This is a genomic window from Peribacillus sp. NPDC097675, from assembly GCF_050277655.1.
GTDB lineage: Bacteria > Bacillota > Bacilli > Bacillales > DSM-1321 > Peribacillus.
Window position 1 is genome coordinate 16457 of the sequence record NZ_JBNNSK010000016.1, and the last position, 20496, is coordinate 36952.

General features: G+C 41.0%; 19 protein-coding genes. 15 read left to right on the plus strand and 4 right to left on the minus strand.

Annotated features, from left to right (window positions below; translation table 11 throughout):
* Positions 1 to 148: 148 nt before the first annotated feature.
* The gene (locus tag ACQKL5_RS19260; RefSeq protein WP_427610482.1) at positions 149 to 286 is read right to left on the minus strand and encodes a hypothetical protein; all 138 of its coding nucleotides are present in this window, start codon (positions 284 to 286) and stop codon (positions 149 to 151) included.
* A gap of 59 nt (positions 287 to 345) precedes the next feature.
* Positions 346 to 1749, minus strand: a complete 1404-nt coding sequence (locus ACQKL5_RS19265) for a tetratricopeptide repeat protein (RefSeq protein ID WP_427610483.1) — start codon at positions 1747 to 1749, stop codon at positions 346 to 348.
* Positions 1750 to 2104: 355 nt separating this feature from the next.
* Here ACQKL5_RS19265 and ACQKL5_RS19270 point away from each other — a divergent pair, with 355 nt between their 5' ends.
* The 11 genes from ACQKL5_RS19270 (at position 2105) to ACQKL5_RS19320 (ending at position 12821) form a co-directional block, all read left to right on the plus strand.
* Positions 2105 to 3766, plus strand: coding sequence for a sensor histidine kinase (locus ACQKL5_RS19270; RefSeq protein WP_427610484.1), 1662 nt, complete (start codon positions 2105 to 2107; stop codon positions 3764 to 3766).
* A gap of 2 nt (positions 3767 to 3768) precedes the next feature.
* Positions 3769 to 4563 carry a response regulator transcription factor gene (locus tag ACQKL5_RS19275; RefSeq protein WP_427610485.1) on the plus strand — a complete coding sequence of 265 codons (795 nt, stop codon included), beginning with the start codon at positions 3769 to 3771 and terminating at the stop codon, positions 4561 to 4563.
* A 96-nt stretch (positions 4564 to 4659) separates the two neighbouring features.
* On the plus strand, positions 4660 to 5976 hold the full coding sequence (locus tag ACQKL5_RS19280; RefSeq protein ID WP_427610486.1) for an extracellular solute-binding protein: 1317 nt from the start codon (positions 4660 to 4662) through the stop codon (positions 5974 to 5976).
* A gap of 71 nt (positions 5977 to 6047) precedes the next feature.
* Positions 6048 to 6923, plus strand: a complete 876-nt coding sequence (locus ACQKL5_RS19285) for a carbohydrate ABC transporter permease (protein ID WP_427610487.1) — start codon at positions 6048 to 6050, stop codon at positions 6921 to 6923.
* A gap of 16 nt (positions 6924 to 6939) precedes the next feature.
* Complete coding sequence (locus ACQKL5_RS19290) at positions 6940 to 7839, plus strand: carbohydrate ABC transporter permease (protein WP_427610488.1); 900 nt, start codon at positions 6940 to 6942, stop codon at positions 7837 to 7839.
* Between the two features lie 60 nt (positions 7840 to 7899).
* Positions 7900 to 8532: a YesL family protein gene (locus ACQKL5_RS19295; RefSeq protein ID WP_427610489.1), complete on the plus strand. Its 633-nt coding sequence runs from the start codon at positions 7900 to 7902 to the stop codon at positions 8530 to 8532.
* Between the two features lie 38 nt (positions 8533 to 8570).
* Positions 8571 to 10175: a glycoside hydrolase family 43 protein gene (locus tag ACQKL5_RS19300; protein WP_427610490.1), complete on the plus strand. Its 1605-nt coding sequence runs from the start codon at positions 8571 to 8573 to the stop codon at positions 10173 to 10175.
* Positions 10176 to 10250: 75 nt separating this feature from the next.
* On the plus strand, positions 10251 to 10442 hold the full coding sequence (locus ACQKL5_RS19305) for a hypothetical protein (RefSeq protein WP_427610491.1): 192 nt from the start codon (positions 10251 to 10253) through the stop codon (positions 10440 to 10442).
* Positions 10443 to 10701: 259 nt separating this feature from the next.
* Positions 10702 to 11307 (plus strand): hypothetical protein, encoded by a 606-nt coding sequence (locus ACQKL5_RS19310; protein ID WP_427610492.1) that lies wholly within the window; start codon positions 10702 to 10704, stop codon positions 11305 to 11307.
* A 129-nt stretch (positions 11308 to 11436) separates the two neighbouring features.
* The gene (locus ACQKL5_RS19315; protein ID WP_427610542.1) at positions 11437 to 11769 is read left to right on the plus strand and encodes a zinc ribbon domain-containing protein YjdM; all 333 of its coding nucleotides are present in this window, start codon (positions 11437 to 11439) and stop codon (positions 11767 to 11769) included.
* A gap of 86 nt (positions 11770 to 11855) precedes the next feature.
* Entirely contained in the window at positions 11856 to 12821 is a 966-nt protein-coding gene (locus tag ACQKL5_RS19320; RefSeq protein WP_427610493.1) for a nucleoside hydrolase, read from the plus strand.
* 31 nt (positions 12822 to 12852) lie between these two features.
* On the opposite strand, the gene ACQKL5_RS19325 is transcribed toward ACQKL5_RS19320, so the two are convergent.
* Positions 12853 to 13353: a DinB family protein gene (locus tag ACQKL5_RS19325; protein ID WP_427610494.1), complete on the minus strand. Its 501-nt coding sequence runs from the start codon at positions 13351 to 13353 to the stop codon at positions 12853 to 12855.
* A 165-nt stretch (positions 13354 to 13518) separates the two neighbouring features.
* Positions 13519 to 14985, minus strand: a complete 1467-nt coding sequence (locus ACQKL5_RS19330; protein ID WP_427610495.1) for an NAD(P)-binding domain-containing protein — start codon at positions 14983 to 14985, stop codon at positions 13519 to 13521.
* A gap of 299 nt (positions 14986 to 15284) precedes the next feature.
* Here ACQKL5_RS19330 and ACQKL5_RS19335 point away from each other — a divergent pair, with 299 nt between their 5' ends.
* From ACQKL5_RS19335 to ACQKL5_RS19350, 4 genes are all read left to right on the plus strand, one after another.
* Positions 15285 to 16349, plus strand: coding sequence for an ABC transporter ATP-binding protein (locus tag ACQKL5_RS19335; protein ID WP_427610496.1), 1065 nt, complete (start codon positions 15285 to 15287; stop codon positions 16347 to 16349).
* A gap of 332 nt (positions 16350 to 16681) precedes the next feature.
* Positions 16682 to 18205, plus strand: coding sequence for a phytoene desaturase family protein (locus tag ACQKL5_RS19340; protein WP_427610497.1), 1524 nt, complete (start codon positions 16682 to 16684; stop codon positions 18203 to 18205).
* Positions 18205 to 19665, plus strand: a complete 1461-nt coding sequence (locus tag ACQKL5_RS19345) for a phytoene desaturase family protein (RefSeq protein ID WP_427610498.1) — start codon at positions 18205 to 18207, stop codon at positions 19663 to 19665. Before ACQKL5_RS19340 ends, ACQKL5_RS19345 begins: the two co-directional genes overlap by 1 nt.
* Entirely contained in the window at positions 19658 to 20491 is an 834-nt protein-coding gene (locus ACQKL5_RS19350; RefSeq protein ID WP_427610499.1) for a phytoene/squalene synthase family protein, read from the plus strand. Before ACQKL5_RS19345 ends, ACQKL5_RS19350 begins: the two co-directional genes overlap by 8 nt.
* Positions 20492 to 20496: the final 5 nt, after the last annotated feature.

Genomic DNA, 20496 nt, shown 5'->3' on the forward strand with positions numbered 1-20496 from the left:
TGGAAAAGCTAGGCACTCAGTGTGTCTAGTTTTTTTGTGCCTGTCGGAGGAATTCTGTCGTTATTGTGGAAGTGCATAGTTATAGTTATGGGGGGACTCCGAAGTTCCATACGGACTTAAAGATGAATCTTGGAACAGATGACTTAAATCATGTTGACTGGTAGGATTCGATGACTCCTTTAAGGACTGAATTCGAGAAAACGATATTGGATGAAAAATAAATGGCTGTCGCAGATGTGAACTTCACATCTGCGACAGCCATAATTATAAGTCGGGATCCATCCAAATATTTGCAGGAAATGAAGGTAGGGTTCCTATTCTTTTTTGCAGGTAGGGAGTTTGTCACTATTTCAATGAATCATAAATTTGATGGTAAGCAAACGCTTCTTCAACCATCCCTTTATTTTGATACATTTTGGATAATTGTGATACAGGAGTAGGGTCGTCAGGATACAGTTCCATTTCCCATGAGAAGCATTCTATGGCTTCATCATATCGCTTAAACTCTGCATAATATTGACCTAATTCCATCATTTGATCGGGATCATCCAGCAAGACGAGCATTCTATTTATCTTTTTAAATACTGGTGAATGTGGTGCTGACGTTTGGATAGGGAGCAGCTTTTCATGTACCTCTTTAAGATCATAGGTTTCTAGTAATTTACCAATAAGCTGTAATAGTCTTTGTTCCGATTGATCTTCGCCCTCTGAGAGAACGAGCTGAGAAATCACTAACAAAAACGTATCTAGATGATCGGCGATGAATGTGGTATCTAAATGTTCCCATAATGTATGTAAAATTTCCTCATAGGTTTCTGGAAGGGCGTTAAGGAAATTTAATAAGTAGAGAGCCGCCGTTTCATATCGCTCTTCTAAAAGCATGTTATCGATCATCGTCTTAGTTTGTGGTAACACTTGAAACGGATTGATATTTAGGTAATCAAGCGTGACTATCCATTTCTCCATGGTTATGAATTGTAAGGCCATATTAGTGTACGTTTCAACAGAAGTCACATTTGACCCCTTTTGAATTTTCTCCATCCAGAGTAGGACGATGTCCGAGAAAGCATTCTGTTTTTTCAATAGATCTACTAACATTCTTCCTTCATCAGCTTGGAACCTGTTTTTGAAGCAATACGATTCAACATAAAGCGGATCTTTTTGTTGAATGGCAGAAAGTGCCGAGGATTTGTAAAACTCCATGTAGGAGTAAAATTCCAGTGAATTTTTAATCTCTCTCGCTGAATTCAAATCGGGATCAAAGCTGTGTAAGATTTGAATGACTTGAAAGGCCTGCATATAGTTACCATTTCTTCTGAAGTGGTAAAAGATTTTGTAAATGACATTCGTCAGTTGTTTTTTTGTGAAAAATGAGTCGAGAGTCGTAGCGATGTAAGCTACTTCCTGAAGAGAGTATTGGTTTTGAAGTTGGGAGAATAGCTTGTTTTTGTTTGGAATAGTGGCGGTTTCGCTGGGGATGATCGCGGAGAGGAATGGATGATCTGAATCTAAGACAATACCCATTTTACGTATTTTATCGATGAATGAATTCTTTTCTACTTTTTCTACTTTTTCACCATATACAAGGGTATTTTTATAGTAAATGAGATAATAATTTTCGTTTAATGATGATTCCACTTCAACCATCTTACATCGCGAGAATACGATGGTTTGCAGTACTTTTCCTTTTGAGAGTTTCTTTTTTTCTTTGATGGATATTTCCACTGGCATGGTAAGTTCATGAGTCATTGGTAACACAGCCCCTTTTTGATCGTATGTAAATTATTGTGGTTCTTATTCACTCATTATAACATAGCATCTAGTGAATTTTCTTTTAGAGAACCCACCAAAATAACATATGACGCCCTGAGACATATCACTGCAGCTAGAAACCCCTTTTTCGCGGGGCAACATAATGGAAAGTTTACTAGTGGGCCCTCATCCGGAAAATAATCATGTGATAAAATGAGAAAATTTGGTAAAATACATGTATTGGGAATAACATAGTTTTATAGAATAGGTGATGACGATAGCTAACATTAGATCATATTTTAAAAAGTTGAATACATTGAGAAACCAGATTGTGACTGTATTTCTGACAGTCATGATGATTGTACTATGTATTGTTTCTTTACTGGTTTATAAGCAAGTCGGAACTTTAATGAGAGATGCTACGGAAAAGTTGATTAAGCAAACGGCCATTGAAGCAAACGGAAGGATGGAGACGGTTTATCAACAGATTGATATGCTCTCGAATCAAGTAGTCACCAATGGAACCGTTCAAAAGTTCGTCGAAAATGATGAAGGTATGGAATCGTCCGAGAAAACAGAACTGATTAAGGTGATTAATAATTTCCTCGCTTATTCGAACGGGATTTCCTCGTTTGAACTATATTCGACTGATGGAAAAAGAATGTACCCTTTTAGTGAAAAAAGCATATCTAGCATGATTGATCAGAAGTGGGTCACTTTAGCCGACTCAAAAAAGGGAAGGTTGGTTTGGATTGGAAAAGACCCGAATAACAAAAATTATTCCTATGCCATTAGAAGAGTTAGCTTAATGGACCATATGTATTCAAATGGAGGCTACTTATTGGTAAGGATTTCGAATAGTTACTTTCAAATGGAAGAAAGGATCAGTGATCAAGGAGATTATATGATGCTACTTGATTTAGATAAAAGTCCGATTTCAGATAACTACGGAATAGATATTCGGAATATTCTGTCTCATGGGGACGAAGTGGTTATGATTGATGGAACGGAGTATATGGTGGTAAAACATGTATCGGAAAAATTAGGATGGACCATCGTAATTTTAAAACCTACAAGTTTCCTCCAAGAGCGAATCACGGCCGTTCGGAATGTTACTTTGGTTGCGGGGAGCATCGGTTTCATCATTTTCCTTGTATCATCTGTCTTTTTAGCGACGATGATCACCAATCCGATTAAAAGACTGACTAGAACAATGAAAAAAGCCAAGATGGATCAATTGAGAACGAATTATGAAAGCTCAGGTTCCTTGGAAATCATCGAGTTGAATAATACATATAACCAAATGGTGGATAATACGAATCATTTGATTCAGGAAGTATATGAAAAGGAGTTGCTACGTAGTCAAACCGAGTTGAAGGCGTTACAAGCTCAAATAGATCCCCACTTTCTTTATAATACGCTAAATGCCCTTTATTGGTCTTTGGAAGAAGAGGATCAAGATGATTTGGCTGATATAGTCATAGCGATGTCGGAGCTTTTTCGTTATACGATAGGAGATATGAAGGGTAATGAATGGGTGACCATTTCCGATGAACTTGATCATATCGAGCGTTATTTACAAGTTATGAAAATGAGGCTTGGAGATCGACTTTTATGGCAAATAGAGGTTCCGCCAGAATGCCTACAAGTGAGGGTTCCGAAGCTGATCGTGCAGCCATTGGTTGAAAATGCCATTCTGCATGGAATCGAGAAAAGCAGGAGACAAGGGACCGTATCTATTAAGGTGCGGAAAATGGAAGAAGCATCAAGCTTGGAAGTAACGGTGGAGGATAACGGTTTTGGAATGGACGAGGATACTCTTCATTCTCTTAATCTAGCTCTTGAAAGTGAAGGGATATCTTCCTTTAAGGAAATGGGTGTCGCCCTTATTAATGTCAATAAAAGGCTCCGTTTATATTATGACGGGCATTTGCTAAAGGGTCTTAAGTTAGATAGTGAGTGGAGCAGGGGGACCAAGGTAACATTCAATATTCCAATAAAAGGAGGTAACTGAATGTGGAGACAAAAACGATTTTAATAGTGGATGATGAGGAGAAAACGAGACAAGGATTGAAAAAAACACTGGAAAAGTGGTCGAAAGGGCAATACGAGATTCTTAGTGCATCTGATGGGACCGAAGCTCACGAAGTAATGAACCTATCTAAAGTACACTTGTTGATTACGGATATCTGTATGCCTGAGATGACCGGTTTGCAGCTTTTACAAAGCTTGAAGAACAAGGGATATAGGTTTGTGGGCATCATCATTTCAGGCCATCCAGATTTTCAGTATGCCCAGGAAGCGATTCGTCTCAGTGTGGTGAATTATCTTCTAAAACCGGTAAGTAAGCAAAAACTGATCGAGGCTGTGGAACAAGCCTTAGAAACGGAAGCGAGTATGGAGCGTGCGGAATATATGGAAAAGGTAGCCGATCATCAACTGCTTAGGATAGATAGGAGTATAGGGCATTCGAACTCAGCCATCAACGAGGCCATTTCCTTCATTAGTCAGAACGTAAGCAATCCTCTAACCTTGAAGCAGGTAGCGGATGCTGTCCATTTAAATGCAAGCTACTTCAGTGTGCTTTTTAAAGAACATACCCGTTTAACATTTAGTGAGTACGTTACCCGAAAGAGGCTTCAACTTTCAAAGAAACTATTATTGACCACGGACGCTCAAATAGAAGAAATCGCTCAAAAGGCCGGGTATCAAACAGCTAAATACTTCATTAAAATTTTCAAGGAGTATGAGGGTGTAACGCCGAGTAAATACAGGAAAATGCCAGAACTGGATGGAATGAATAACCAATAATAATGGGATTTTCCCCAACCACTGTTACCTTACCGTGACCATGGCAGGATGCTAAACTTTAGTTGTTAGGAAAACAAAGATATTAGGGGGTTTAAGATGGTTAAGAAAACGCATACTTTAATGCTTGTGCTCGTTCTTCTCCTTATAGGGGCTTTAGCTGGTTGCAGCGGATCTGATAAGGCAGGAAATGAAAGCGATTCCAAAGACAAAACGATTACATTCATGCACTTGTGGCCAGCTGGTAGCTCCAAACAACAAAATTTGATTGTGACGGATATCATCAAGCAGTACGAAGCGGAAAATAAGGATGTAAAGATTAAAGTGGAAGTGCTTGAAAATGAACAATACAAGAACAAAATGAAAGTATTATCCTCTTCCAATGAACTCCCTGATGTTGGGTTTACTTGGGCTGCAGGATATATGACTCCTTTTGTAAAAGGAGGGCTTTTTGCAGAATTGGATGATGTGTTGGACGATGGTTTAAAAGATTCTTTTGTTAGCGGTACTACTGAAGCGTACGCGTTAGAAGGCAAAACATATGGTCTACCTTTAGAATTGAACATTGCTCCGATTTATTATAATAAGGAAATTTTTAAAAAGTACAATCTGGAAGTGCCCCAAACGTATGAAGAATTCCAAAAAATTGTTAAAACACTTGCTGCTAAAGGTGTCGCACCAATCGCTCTTGGTAACAAGGATCGCTGGACAGGATCCTTATGGTATATGTACTTAGCTGACAGAATCGGTGGTACCGAAGTATTGAATAAGGCAATCGATCGCACAGGTTCTTTCGAAGATCCTGCCCTGATCACTGCTGCCGAAGAGATTCAGAGCCTTGTAAAAGCAAATGCATTCAATAAAGGTTTCAATGGCATGTCTAATGATGAAGGAAAAGCTGAATTTTATAATGGGAATGCAGCCATGTATCTAATGGGGACATGGGAGCTTCCAAACTTCACGACAAATGAAGAAATACCACAAGAATTCCGTGACAATATAGGGTTCTTTAAATTCCCTGTTTATGAAGGTGGAAAGGGAGAACTCGATAGCTGGGTAGGTGGACCTGGCGTTGGCATGTTCGTTTCGGAAAACTCTGAAGTCAAGGAAGAATCAAAGAAATTTGTGAAATACTTTGTGGAAAAATGGGGAGAGCAAGCTGTTGAGAAAGCAGGAATCATTCCAGCAACAAAGGTTGATACAGCCTCAGTAGACTTGCCGCCGCTTTATATCGATGTATTGAATGAATTAAATAAAGCCAGCAACCTTACATTATTTGCTGATGTCCAAATGAGCGCCTCTGTTGCGGAAACACATTTGAACTTGATTCAATCCTTATATGGGAATGAAGTGAAACCGAAAGATTTTGCCAAGCAACACGAGGATGCCCTGAAGGCCGAAGAGGGAAATAATTAGAGAATCTATGGAAAGAGGACATATCGGTAGCTGGTAGTCCTCTTTCTTCATCGGGAAAGGAGTTGAACGAAATGAATAATGTCATGTCCAATAAGAAAGTAATCGCCTTGTACGTTGCTCCAGCACTCTTGCTCATTATTGCCCTCATCTATGTTCCGATTGTGCAGACGGGATATTTCGGTCTAATGAAATGGAACGGAATTGGCGAAAAAGAGTTTATTGGTTTAAAAAATTATGCAAACCTCCTAAATGATTCACTTTTTTGGAAAAGTGCCTTGCACTCCTTTTTGTTGGCTTTGTTTTCAGCGCTTAGCTTGATAGGCTATTTATTCATTTCCTTTATCCTTGCCAGTAAAGTGAAGGGGGCCGATTTGCTTAGGAAGATTTATTTGATTCCCATGCTTCTTGCGTCGGTTGCAATTGCCCAGCTATGGTTGAAGATCTATCATCCGACCAATGGGATATTAAACACCCTCCTCGTCTCTCTCGGAATCGACAACCCGCCTGCATGGCTTGCGGAGACGGATCTAGCCTTATATGCCATCATCATTCCAATCATTTGGCAGTACGCAGGTTTTTATATTCTCATTTATTATGCGGCACTCAAAAACATCCCGGAATCTCTCATCGAAGCTGCCAAAGTCGATGGAGCTACCTCATTGCAAGTCGCCTTGAAAATTAAGTTGCCACTGATCATGAATGTGATCAAAGTGACAATCGTTCTTGCTGTCGTGGGTTCACTTAAGTACTTTGATCTCATTTATGTAATGACAGGCGGTGGACCTAATGGAGCGAGCGAAGTCATGGCTTCTTATATGTATCAAAAAGCTTTTAAAAGCTTCGATTTTGGATATGCAAGTGCGGTTGGCTTTTTTCTCTTAGTGATCTGTCTTGTGGTGACATATATCATAAGAAGGCTGACGGCGGCGAACGATGATATCTACTAAAGCGAGGGGAGATTAGATGGAGTCTTTAAAATCAACGGTGCCACCCATTTTGGTAGTGGAAAAAGAAGTGAAGCCTGTTTCGAGAACGATTTTTGGTCGACTACTTAAAGGAATGATGTATCTTTTTTTAATCATTGTAGCCGTTTTTCAGATATTCCCGATCATTTGGCTTTTTCTTTTTTCATTGAAAGATAATCAGGAAGTCTTTAATATGTCGCCCTTTTCCATTCCAGAAACTCCGAAATGGGAAAATTATGTAAAGGTTTGGACGGAAGGGAACATCAGTTTATATTTCTTTAATAGCGTAGTCTATACAGCTGTTGCGGTTATTTTGACTGTCCTATTGGCGAGCATGGTGACTTTTGCGTTGACGAGGATGAAATGGAAAGGAAGTAAACTGGTATTAGGTTTGTTCATGGTAGGGTTAATGATCCCTGTCCATTCCACACTCATTCCTTTATTCAGTACCTTTACAAAAATAAACCTTATAGATAATCCTCTTTCGGTCATTTTGGCCTTTACAGCCTTTAATCTTCCCGTGACAATCATGATTTTGTTGGGGTTTTATGAAGCTTTGCCTCTTGAGGTGGAAGAAGCAGCTGTCATGGATGGAGCATCGATTCATCATATCTTTTTCAAGATCACCCTACCGATGACAATGCCTGTCATGGCAACGGCAGGAATTATCAACATGATTTATAACTGGAACGAATTCGTTTTCGTTAATACGTTTATAAGTTCTGATCGCTTTAAGACGATTACCGTCGGGATTCAAAATTTCATTGGACAATATACGACTGATTGGGGGGCGATTGGGGCAACACTCGTTATTAGTATTCTCCCAATTTTGATAGCGTTCCTCATTTTAAGTAATCGGATTGTCGAAGGCATCGCAGCGGGTTCGGTCAAAGGATAATGCAACAAGGGCCTGTCAGTTATATCGAGAGGGGTGTTTTCCATCGTTTTAGAGAGAACAATGGGGAAGCTGTATGTTTTATGTGAGTGGATCATGAGGCTTGCTTACGTCAATCTATTATGGTTCCTATTCACGGTGGCAGGATTGCTTGTGTTTGGTTTTTTTCCTGCGACTGTCGCCCTCTTTACCATTATACGAAAATGGATGATGAAAGAATGGGAGGTTCCCGTTTGGCGTACATTCCGGGATGTATATAGGAGTGAGTTCAAGAGGGCGAATGGTTTGGGAGCGATTCTTGTCTTGGTGGGGGCATGCATCACACTTGATGCCGCCTATCTAATCAAAATGGGTGGAACGCTTTCATTGGCAGTGGCAGTGCCATTGCTGATTGTGGCATGTTTATACCTGATAACTCTTCTATATTTTTTTCCCGTGTATGTCCATTACGAACTGAAATGGATGGATTATCTGAAGCAAGCTTTCCTATTGGGCGTTTTTCATATTCACATGAGCTTATTGATGATAGGAAGTATGGCGGCTATATTATTCGTCTTGTTGTACCAACCAAGTCTGATTCCGTTTTTCAGTGTCGTATCATTTGCATGGGTCATGATGTTTGGGGGAATGTACAGCTTCCGCCAGATAGAAATCAAGAAAAATAAGATGAATGATGTAAAAGAATTAATCAGGTAAGTGGTCTGATTATTAAAAAATAGAATAGGGGTGTAAAGATGACTGTTATCACCAATCCAATATTAACAGGATTTAATCCTGACCCGTGCATTTGTCGAGTGGAAGAAGATTATTATATCGCCGTTTCCACATTCGAGTGGTTTCCGGGTGTAGGGATTTATCATTCGAAGGACTTGAAGAATTGGCGCCTGGTATCGCGTCCTTTAAACCGTATAAGTAAATTGAACATGATGGGCAATCCGGATTCTGGAGGAGTTTGGGCACCGGCCTTGTCTTATCATGACAACCAGTTTTGGCTCATTTATACGGATGTCAAGGTCGTGGATGGGCAGTGGAAGGATTGTCATAATTATCTCGTGACCTGTGATGCAATCGATGGGGAGTGGACGGAGCCAATCTATTTGAACAGCACAGGATTCGACCCATCTTTATTTCATGATGAAGATGGCAAAAAGTACTTGGTGAACATGGTGTGGGATCATCGCGTGGGGCAACATCATTTCCTAGGTATCGCTTTGCAGGAATATAGTGTCGAAGAGAAAAAGCTAGTTGGAAAAATGGAAATCATATTCAAAGGGACCGATATTAAACTTACGGAAGCTCCACATATTTACAAGGTAAATGGCTATTATTATTTATTAACCGCTGAAGGTGGTACAAGATATGATCATCAGGCAACGATTGCCCGTTCCAGACAACTGAGGGGACCTTATGAAGTGCATCCTGATAATCCATTAATCTCTTCATTCGGAGCGCCAAGAAACCCACTTCAAAAAGCCGGGCATGCATCTATCGTACATACGCATACGGATGAGTGGTTTCTTGTTCATTTAACAGGACGTCCCCTTCAGAAAGAAGGGCAAGCATTATTAGATCCGCGAGGTTTTTGTCCGCTTGGACGGGAAACGGCGATACAAAGGCTGGAGTGGAAAAATGATTGGCCTTACGTTCTGGGTGGAAATGAACCTTCACTAGAAATAGAAGGACCGCAAATGGAAGAGGTTCGATGGGGAAGGGATTTTCCGGAGAAAGATGATTTTGACACAGAATCTCTGAATCTTCATTTCCAGAATCTACGCATCCCATTGGGGGAGGATACTGTGTCATTAAGGGATAACCCTGGACATTTACGACTGTACGGAAAAGAATCCTTAACCTCTAAATTCACGCAAGCATTGGTTGCAAGACGTTGGCAGCACTTCACGTTTACTGCCGAGACCAAATTGGCTTTTAATCCCACCATGATTCAGCAATCTGCTGGGTTGGTGAACTATTACAATACTCAAAACTGGTCATCGTGCCAAATCACTTGGAATGAAGAGAAAGGCAGAATGATTGAACTCGTGGCTTGTGATAATTATAGTTTTTCGCAACCATTACAAGGAAAAGAAATCATCATACCGGATGAGGTTACGTATATTTTCCTCCGAGTCGAAGTGAAAATGAACGTTTACCAATACTCATACTCCCTGGATGGAGAAGAGTGGATAACGATCCCTGTGATGTTCGACTCTTATAAACTTTCGGACGACTATATACAAGGTGGAGGCTTTTTCACGGGAGCGTTCGTAGGTATGCAGTGTCAAGACACAACAGGCCAAAACCTACATGCCGATTTCGATTACTTTATTTATAAAAGCTAGGATGGGCGAATAGTTTGTAGAGCGAATGGTATACTTGATGGGTGAGCTCAGCTCCTGAAAGGAAGTTACTATCATATGAAATACTTCAAAACACAAATGAAACAGCTAATGAAAGATAATATGGAATTGCAAACGCAATTGAAAGTGTTGATGAAAGAACATCATTTAGAGAAAAATTTTGCGCTTAAGGCCTTATATCATTCAGAAGTCGCTGATGGCGGAAAGTACCAGAAGGCATATCAGGCTCTTGATGTGCCTAGGGATTGAACTAAAATTGCTAAAGAACCTAGCATATTCGAGCATCTCCCATAAGGAACAAACGGTTTATGTAATCGTTTGTTTTCTTATGGGAGATTTTTTATTGTCTATAGAATCAGGTGCGCAAGCAAGAATAAGGGGGTGGCCCATCGATAGATCGAGTGCTGTGAGAAAGGTTTACCCCTGTGAAAATACTGCATTATTATTCAGTCAATGATATAATGTGGAAGATTTTGCGATTTTTAGTTGACGGAGGGGTAGGGAAAGCATGAAGAAGATTTTATACACAGCACTAATGACGATGCTAGTCATTGTTTTGGGAGCATGCAGCGGTAATGAAACGAATACCATTTCCGTGGCGGATTTAACGGATAGGGAAAATGATATTCTTTCAATGATCACGAATGATGCTTTCGTATTCGATTTCGATGTAGATGATACATATCAAGAAGTAAATTTTTGGGTTGAAAAATATGAATCTGGGAAATTGGTTGGTGAAAAAATCAATGACACTACTGCTCCGGTTTATGGAAAGGGTTCATTGATTTTCACTAGAGTCCAAAATCCGGACGATGAGAACCAGTTTATGTTCACGACGGGAATAAAGACTGAGGATGACGAGGAAAGTGATCTTTTGAGTTCTAGAAGTTTAATGACGGAGAAGAAGGGGTTAGGAAATGCTTCGATTACTACGAGAAAAGTAGAAGAACCCCTACCGTTAAAAGGTGAAATGGTTTTAGCAAGTATTTGTTATACACTTGATGAAAATGGTGCCACTTCCCTGTCCAGTGATTTTTATGAAGACCCGAAAAGAAACATGGATGAGTTAAAAGAATTTGATGTTGCTTTTTTACTTAAGGGTGAATTTAAATAAGATTACTCTAGTGAAAGGTTGACATACAAGGGACCGTATGAGTATGGTTTCCTTCTGTTTGTCGATTCCCATTGTCTGGGAAATGCTATTATATTAGAATGAGCTTTAATGAATGGAGGAATGGAAAAGATGTCCGATTTGCCAAATTGCCCAACATGTAATTCCGAATATACATACGAAGATGGGAGCCTTTACGTTTGCCCGGAATGTGCCCATGAGTGGTCCAGAGAATTCGAAAAGGAAGATGAAAAGATCATTAAAGATGCCAATGGCAATATTTTGAACGATGGCGATTCTGTAACGGTCATCAAGGATCTTAAAGTAAAGGGAAGCTCATCCGTCTTGAAAATGGGAACAAAAGTGAAAAGTATCCGTTTGGTCGAAGGCGACCATGACATAGATTGTAAAATAGATGGTTTTGGGGCGATGAAGTTAAAATCCGAATTTGTAAAGAAAATATAAGTACATAACAAAGGTAGGGGAGTTTCAATTGATGTGAAAAGCCCATACTATTGAAGTATGTGAAACGTTAAAAGGTGGTTTCCTATATGCGTAAAATACCCATGATTATCGATACAGATCCAGGGATTGATGATGCCATGATGTTGACACTTGCGTTTGCAAGTGAAGTGTCGGACGTCCGTTTAGTTACAACCTGTTCAGGGAATATCTCTCAGGATAAAACGAATTACAATGCGCGGACCTTCCTGAGTTATATTGGCGCTGATGTGGAAATAGCAAGGGGATTAGATCAACCCATTTTCCGTGAACTGGAAGTGGCTGAGGATGTTCACGGGGAAAGTGGTTTCGCGAATGTTGCATTTCCGGAGCCGACATTGCCGGTTAGTGACCGTCCTGCCATAACGGCGATGCTCGAGACAATTTTGGCGAGTGAGGAAAAAATGACAATTGTGGCTACAGGACCGTTAACGAATGTGGCGGCTCTTTTGTTAGCGCATCCTGAAGTAAAGCCGAAAATCGAATGCATATCTTGGATGGGAGGTGCTGCAGTTGGTGGCAATATGTCACCGAACGCTGAATTTAACGCATATGTCGACCCACATGCTGCAGAAATCGTCCTCCGTTCAGGTGTGCGGATCGTAATGAGCGGATTAGATGTGACACATAAAGCGTATGTGACTCTAGAAGAAGCCCATCTCATTTTAGATATGGGTACAGACTTTTCGGATAAAGTGTACAAAATGCTAACATTCTATTTACATATTGCAGAACAAACGCCATTTTACGAATCTCATTTTGCTGAAGTGTTACGCTTTCACGATCTTTGTGCCGTGATGTATGTATTAAAGCCAGAACTATTCATAGGAGAAGATTATTACGTGCAAGTTGAGATGGAAGGTCGCTTGACAGCGGGTGCTACGGTTGTGGATTATACGAGGCGGAGCGGTCAAACACCAAATGTCCATGTATTGTATAGCGTCAATCGGGAAGGATTTGTTTCCGAATTTATGAATGCTGTTGAGTTTATAGGTGAAAGAATTAGGGTTAAATAACAAGCAAAACCGCTCCTACTTGGTGCGGTTTTTACATGAGATGAAGCTTCGCATCTTTTATTTGTTCAGTATGCCTTTGCTCATGTAAGGATAATAATTCAACCCATTGCTCTAAAGATAAATCGTTGAATAGGGGATGCTTTGCTTTTTTTCTAAGAAAAATGGTTCGATCCTCCTGCTCAAAGATTACATTCAGTAAAAGGTTTCTTGATTCGAACAGCTGATCCAACAATACAATTGGATTCAAATGTTCTTGAGAAGGTAACACGTTTTTAGGTGCTTTGAATTTTTTTGTGAGATCAGAAGTTAAATAGATGTTTTTTTGGATGATATGTTTATAGTCCCTATCTTGTAAACCGCTGATGATAGCTTCTGTAAAGACCTTCTCAGTAAGAAAGAGATGATGACAAACTTGGGCGATGTTCCAACTACCAGATGTTCTGTTATTTATTATTTGACTGTTCAATCCTGAAATTTCATCAATCAACTGGTTCCTTGTTTCAAACAATAGATCAATCTCTAACAAACCCATGAGAACCTCCCGTGTTCGAATGCTTGTAATTTGTAAGCGTTATCTTAATTGTACAACAGGGCAGGAAATAATTGTTGAGAGATTGTTTCTCTCTTCAGTTAAAAGGCTTGCTGTTTAGATTGAACCAGCAAGCCTTTCGTATGAAGCGGTTAAACCTAACAAGTTTTAACTGGGGATCGAGTATTTGAATGTCTGAGATCCAGAGTCTGTTTGTCGTTCTTTTCGGGGCCATTCTTCAGTAAACTCTACCTCATTATAATCAAAGAACTTTTTGAGAATGTCTGAACGATTGTCGGTGAAAAGCTGTTCAGCCACAGCGGCTACCAATTTGGGGATGCTGAACCGCAATCCTGAAAGCGCTGAGGCTGAAATGCCGCAACTGATCAAGGCGGAATAATTAAAGGCGAAAATTCCATGAAGCAATCTTTTTCCTTTTTCATCACGGCTTTGAAAAGCGAAGCCTGGACTGAGGTAAGGGTGTGCATCGATAATGGGATTAGCTGTTTCATCCGGAGCATCATAGCAATCGCTCCAACGGGCAATATGGCTTTCTACCAGCTTTAATTCGGGACGTAAGGAGGGATCGGTGACCAGACCTGTACTAACAATCAGATAGTCGAATGTGTATGTCCCCTTAGGTGTTGTCACAACAGCTTGATTGTCCACATTCTTTACCTGAAGCCACGGCGAGCCTAAGTGCATGCCAAAGCCGGGCCAGGAAGATGCACGTTGAAACATGTCGGTGGTCGGTGGTTGATTATGCGTAAAGAAATGGGTCATCACGGCATACTTATCAGCATCCGATAAGGTGTGGAACCGCTCGATTATGCCCGAAGCCTCCATGTGGCGAATCGGATTAATGCGGGGAATCTCCTGGCGCCGGATAAAGACATGGGCTTTTGCCACTCCTTCAGAGAGTGCGAAGTGGGCATTATCGAAAGCAGAGGCACCGCCGCCCAAAATAGCGATCTTTTTCCCTTTAAGGGAGGGGAAATCAATGGATTCAGAGGTATGTGCATAGAGGTGACGAGGCAAGTTCTCTGTTATCATAGATGGAATATGCCATTCGCCGCCACCTTGGATTCCAGTGGCTAAAATGATTTTGCGTGCAAGCAGTAAGGTTGAGCGTGCTCCTTGCCCTTCTATATGGAGTTTATGAATCCCTTCTTCCGTAGGCTCGACTAGTTTTAGTTTTACCTTGTTGATGACAGGCAGTTTGAGAACCTCCCGGTACCACTTCAGATAATTCATCCATTCCTCGCGTGGTATCTTATCCATCCTCTCCCAGCTTTCCTGTCCAAACTGCGCTTCCCACCATGCCCGGAAAGTCAACGAAGGGATGCCAAGGTCAATAGTGGTCAAATGCTTAGGCGTTCGCAATGTTACCATACGTGCATAGGTTTTCCAGGGGCCTTCCAACCCTTCGTTATTTTCATCGATGACAAGGATATTAGATATTTTTTCCCGTAAAAGGCCGAAAGCCGTACCCAATCCACTTTGTCCACCACCAACAATAATGGCATCATAGACATGGCCTTTCGGTTGGTTCAATGGGGGTACCCGATTGTGGTCTCCAATGGCAAGGTAGGATAAATCTGTTCTAACTTGTTCATTTAAAGTTTCTAAGCTCATCATCTGATCAATCCTTTCAATGGGCGAAGTAAAATATAGCGTATGTTCTATTTATTTACATTTTATGTTATGTTTTCTGACATATATTTAGAATATCATGCATCCCTCTAAAACTCTTTAGATAACTTACCTAAAAATTCACTTTTTTATTAGCCATAATCACTAGTTCAATCAGGAAGGTCGATGTCTTGATGAACAGAGTTAACGTATTTTTACATGTATTTCACGAAGAAGGTCCATACTATTTACAAAAATGAAGAGATTGATTTTCTGTGATTTTCATGATGGAGGAATGACGGATGGCCCTGTTTGCTTTACAAGATATATCGGTAGCGTACAAAAAACAAAGTATTTTAAAAGACTTCAATCTTGAAATTGAAAAAGGGGAGCTGGTTTCACTACTTGGACCGAGCGGATGTGGGAAAACGACGACACTCCGTTTGATTGCCGGATTTCTAAAAGCGAAGAAAGGGAAGTTCATTTTTAATGATAGGGATTATACGAAAATTCCTGTTAACAAGCGAAACTTTGGCTTTGTGTTTCAAAACTATGTTTTATTTCCGCATCTGACGATCTTCAATAATATCGCATTCGGACTCAGGTTAAGAAAGGTATCCCAAATGGAGATAGAAAAGCGTGTCATGGATGTGCTGGAAACCGTTAAGATGACAGGGTTTGGGAGTAGGTATCCGCAAGAGCTTTCCGGTGGGCAAAAGCAACGTATCGCGATAGCACGGGCGCTTGTCACTGAACCAGATATCCTTTTAATGGACGAACCGTTGAGTAACCTGGATGCAAACTTACGGGTGAATATGAGAACGGAAATCCGCCGGATTCAGCAAAAATTAGGGATTACCACGGTGTATGTATCTCATGACCAAGAAGAATGTTTGGCAATATCCGACCAAGTGGCCATCATGAATCAAGGGGGCATTGAGCAGTGTTGTAATCCGGCAACCATCTATAAACACCCCCAAACCAAATTTGTCGCCGACTTTATCGGGTATAGGAACTTCATTGGATTTGATGAGCGAAAGAACGATGGAGAGTACCTGGTGCTGATTAAATCAGGTTACGCATTTGTCATCCAAAAGAACGCGCACAAAAATGACCTGACAGGGAAAACAGGCACGATTAGGCCGGACGATTTAATTATTATGGCTAAAAGACCTTCTGAGAGTATGTTACAGAACTGTTTACCGGGTAGAATTAAGCTATGTACGTATTTGGGAAGAAACTATCAATTTGATGTGGAAACGCCCATAGGGGATTTTATTGTGAATCAGGAAATGAATGATCCTTATCATGTGGGGCAGGATATCATTCTGGTTTTTCCAAAAGACAAGCTGGTGCTGGTTGATTAGTCTGGGTAGACTTACATGATAATACCCTGATTACTTATTTAGTGGGAAGGACTCAGAGGCTCTATTTAATTTGTAAAAAAGGCAGAAATGTTGGGAAATCAACATTTCTGCCTTTTTCTATGAATCATGTAAGGTCTGTATACGGTGTTTAATGTTTGTACAATGAATGGAAGGCCTCAGTTTATAAAATTTTTTCTGCTAAATGCTTTTAAAACAGGGTTTTTAGAAGTGTTTTAACATGTGGAAAGCTTGAACTAATAAAATTTGTGGTATTTCGCATATAGCCGTTGTATAATGTTTGTATAATATATGTACAGATAGGAGGCGATGGCATGAAAAAGCGTATGATTATTGTTGGTGCGGGGCCAGGAGGGTTAGCTGCAGCCATGATTTTAGCAAGTAAAGGATACGATGTAAAAGTCTATGAAAAGCAATCGTATATCGGTGGTCGAAATGCCGAAGTTCGTTTAGGAGAATATAAGTTTGATATGGGACCAACTTTCTTATCGATGATTCATATCGTCGAAGAACTATTTACGGCTGCAGGGAGAAATTTGCATGATTATTTGAATGCCGTTGAGCTTAATCCGATGTATGAACTGATTTTTGAAAAACGGAAATTGCTTATGACGCGGGATAAAGAGCAGATGAAACGGGAAATCGAATCGTTGTATCCAGGTAATGGAGAGGGATATGAAAGATTCTTGAAGGAAACGGCAAAGAAAATGGAAGCCCTATCACCCATTTTGCAATCGAAGATGGACCGGTTCATGCATTACTTCCAGCCGAAGGTTCTGCGGGCACTACCGGAGCTTGAATTGAATAAGACGCTATATGATGTCTTATCGCGTTATTTTACAGAGGAAGAATTGAAGCTGGCATTCACGTTTCAGTCCAAGTACTTAGGGATGTCGCCGTGGGAATGTCCAGGTGCCTTTTCCATCCTGTCATATATGGAACATGCGTATGGTGTCTTTCATCCAATCGGCGGAGTGAATGAGCTATCCAAATCGATGGCAAAAGTCGTCCGTGAACATGGAGGGGAAATCCACACGAATAGCGGGGTGAAAAGTCTTTGGATTGAAGGTAAAACGGTAAAAGGGGTAGACCTTGAAAGTGGTGAAAGAGTGGAAGCGGATGAAGTCATCATCAACGGTGATTTTGCCCACGTAATGACCAACCTGGTCGGTAAAGGCCAATTAAAGAAGTATACGCCTGAAAAGCTGGCGAAGAAAAAATATTCTTGCTCCACCTTTATGTTGTATCTAGGTTTGAATAAAAAGTTCGACTTGCCTCATCATACAATCGTTTTCTCGAAGGACTACCAAAAGAATGTCGAGGAAATAACGAATCTGAAAATCCTCTCTGAAGACTCGTCGATCTATATTCAAAATGCAAGTGTAACCGATCCGACGTTAGCTCCTGAAGGCAAGTCCACCCTTTATATTTTGGCACCAGTCCCGAATAACTTCAGTGGAATCGATTGGGAAGAAGAGCAACAAACGTTCCGACAACTCATTTTAAAGACAGTCGAAGAAAAAACCGGTTTTAAAAACCTTGAACAGTATATAGAGGTAGAAAAAATGATCACTCCTCGTAACTGGGAAGAAGACAAATTGGTTTATAAAGGAGCGACTTTCAACCTGGGGCACCAACTTTCGCAAATGATGGTATTTAGGCCGCATAACCAGTTTGAAGAGCTTAAGCATTGTTGGCTTGTGGGTGGAGGAACCCATCCTGGATCGGGCCTTCCGACCATCCTTGAATCTGCACGGATTACGGCAAATGGCATTTTAGAACAAGATAAGCAGGATACCATCCCGGTATTACCGCTTCCAGTTGTGGAGGGATTTTGATGAAAGCAGCGATTATTGGCGGCGGTGTCGGAGGCCTATTGGGTGCATTGTTTTTATCGAAGCAAGGAATTGATGTCAGTATTTACGAAAAAGAGGCGAAGCTTGGAGGTAGGTTAACCTTTGTCGAAAAAGATGGCTTTCGGATTGACCAAGGCCCTACCATCGTACTTCTGCCCGAAATGTTTCAGCAACTTTTAGACGAAGCGGGCATCGACCGTAAAAACTATGAACTCCTTCTATGCGATCCCCTCTATTCCATTCAATTTCCTGATGGATTGACATTCACCAAATATCCGGATGTTGATCGACAAGTAGAAGAGTTCAGGCGCGTATTTCCTTCTGAAGTGGAGGGTTTCAAACGCTTTATGAAAGAGGGAAGGTACCGACTTGAATTAGGTAAGAAATCGTTCCTGGAAGAATCATTCGTCAACCCTAAAGATTTCTGGACACCAAGCAAGCTCAAAACGTTGATGAAGCTAAAACCTTATCAGTCGGTGCAAAAGCTCATGTCTCAATACTTTAAAGACGAAAGATTGCAATCAGTCTATGCCCTTCAATCTTTATATGTTGGTGGTAATCCATTTCAAGTTCCCGCCATGTACTCGTTGGTTTCATTTGCTGAGCATGAGCAGGGTGTCCACTATCTAAAAGGTGGCTACGCAAGCCTCATACCGGTTCTTGTAGAAGAGCTGAAAAGGCGCAATGTGACGATTCACCTTAATAGTAAAGTAACGAATATCCGTACTGAACATCAGAAAGTAACGGGAATAGAGACAAAAGACGGGTATACGGCCTATGATTCTGTCGTGTTTAACGGTGACTTTCCAAACATCAAGCAAGTATTGAATCGAAAGGAGAAAAGGAAGTTCACTCCATCTTCGGGCTGCATCCTTCTGTATTTTGGTTTAAACCGGATTTATAGGGAAGCGAACGTGCATCAATATTTCATGGGTGATAATTTTTCCGAGCATATGAAAGACGTATTCGATCGAAAGAGCCTGCCTGTCAATCCTTCGATTTATACATTTCATCCGTCCATCATCGATGATAGCTTGGCTCCAGAAGGAAAAGGTGTGATGTACACGTTGGTGCCGGTTCCTGCCGATTCGTCTATCGATTGGTCCAATGAAACGGAATGGATCGATCAAATAATCGACCGTATGGAGAAATCAGCTTTTCCAGGATTGCGGGAAGCCATTGAATGGATGGAAATACGCACACCAACTGATGCAGAGCAATCTGGCTTATATAAAGGTGGAAGTTTCGGGGTCGCACCGACCTTAATGCAATCTGGCGTTTTCCGTCCACAAGTGAAACCGTACCCTATCGAAAATCTATACGCAGTTGGAGCATCCATTCATCCGGGCGGGGGGATTCCACTTGTCATGCAAGGTGCAAAATTACTCGCAGATCAAATATTGAAAGATCAAGCTCTAAAAGGAGTGAGTGTCCATGTATGATGTGAAAGAGGCATACCAGTATTGTGAAATGGTGATTGCCCACCATTCAAAAACCTTTTATAAGGCCTTTTCGATATTGCCAAAGGATGAGCGTAAAGCAGTATGGGCCGTTTATGCCTTCTGCCGGACGGTGGATGACATTGTGGATGAAGGGGAGAATCCTACAGCGGAACTTGCCAGATTCAAAAGTGAATTCGAGCATTTTCTGGGTGGGATGTACGATGTATCCAATCCCATGTGGGTGGCACTCCATGATGTTTTCCGACGTTATGAGATGGATGAGCAGCATTTCCGTGAATTAATCAAAGGCCAGGAAATGGATTTAACGATCAACCGTTATGAAACGATGAATCAACTGTTGGATTACTGTTATCATGTAGCGAGTACCGTAGGCCTGATGTTGCTGCCAATTCTTGCGCCGAGGAAAGTGGCCGTTCTAAAAGCCGGGGCCGTTTCATTAGGATTGGCCATGCAGCTCACTAATATATTGAGAGATATAGGAGAGGACTTGGAACGGAATCGGGTATACTTGCCCGAAGATGTGATGGAGAATCATGGTTTGAGAAAAGATGGGCTATGGTCGGAACGTGTGGATGCTCCTTTTGTAGAGGTGTGGGAGGATTTAGCAAAGCAGGCTGAAGGTTTTTATCAAGAAGCTCTTCAAACGATGGACGAATATCCCCTGTATTCACGGATACCAGTCAAAAGCGCCGCCTATTTATACCGTGAAATTCTAACGGTCATTCGTTCGAAGCAACACCAAGTCTTTCATGAAAAGCATTTTGTGTCTGATAGGACAAAACAACAGTTACTCGTCAATATGTAGAAAAA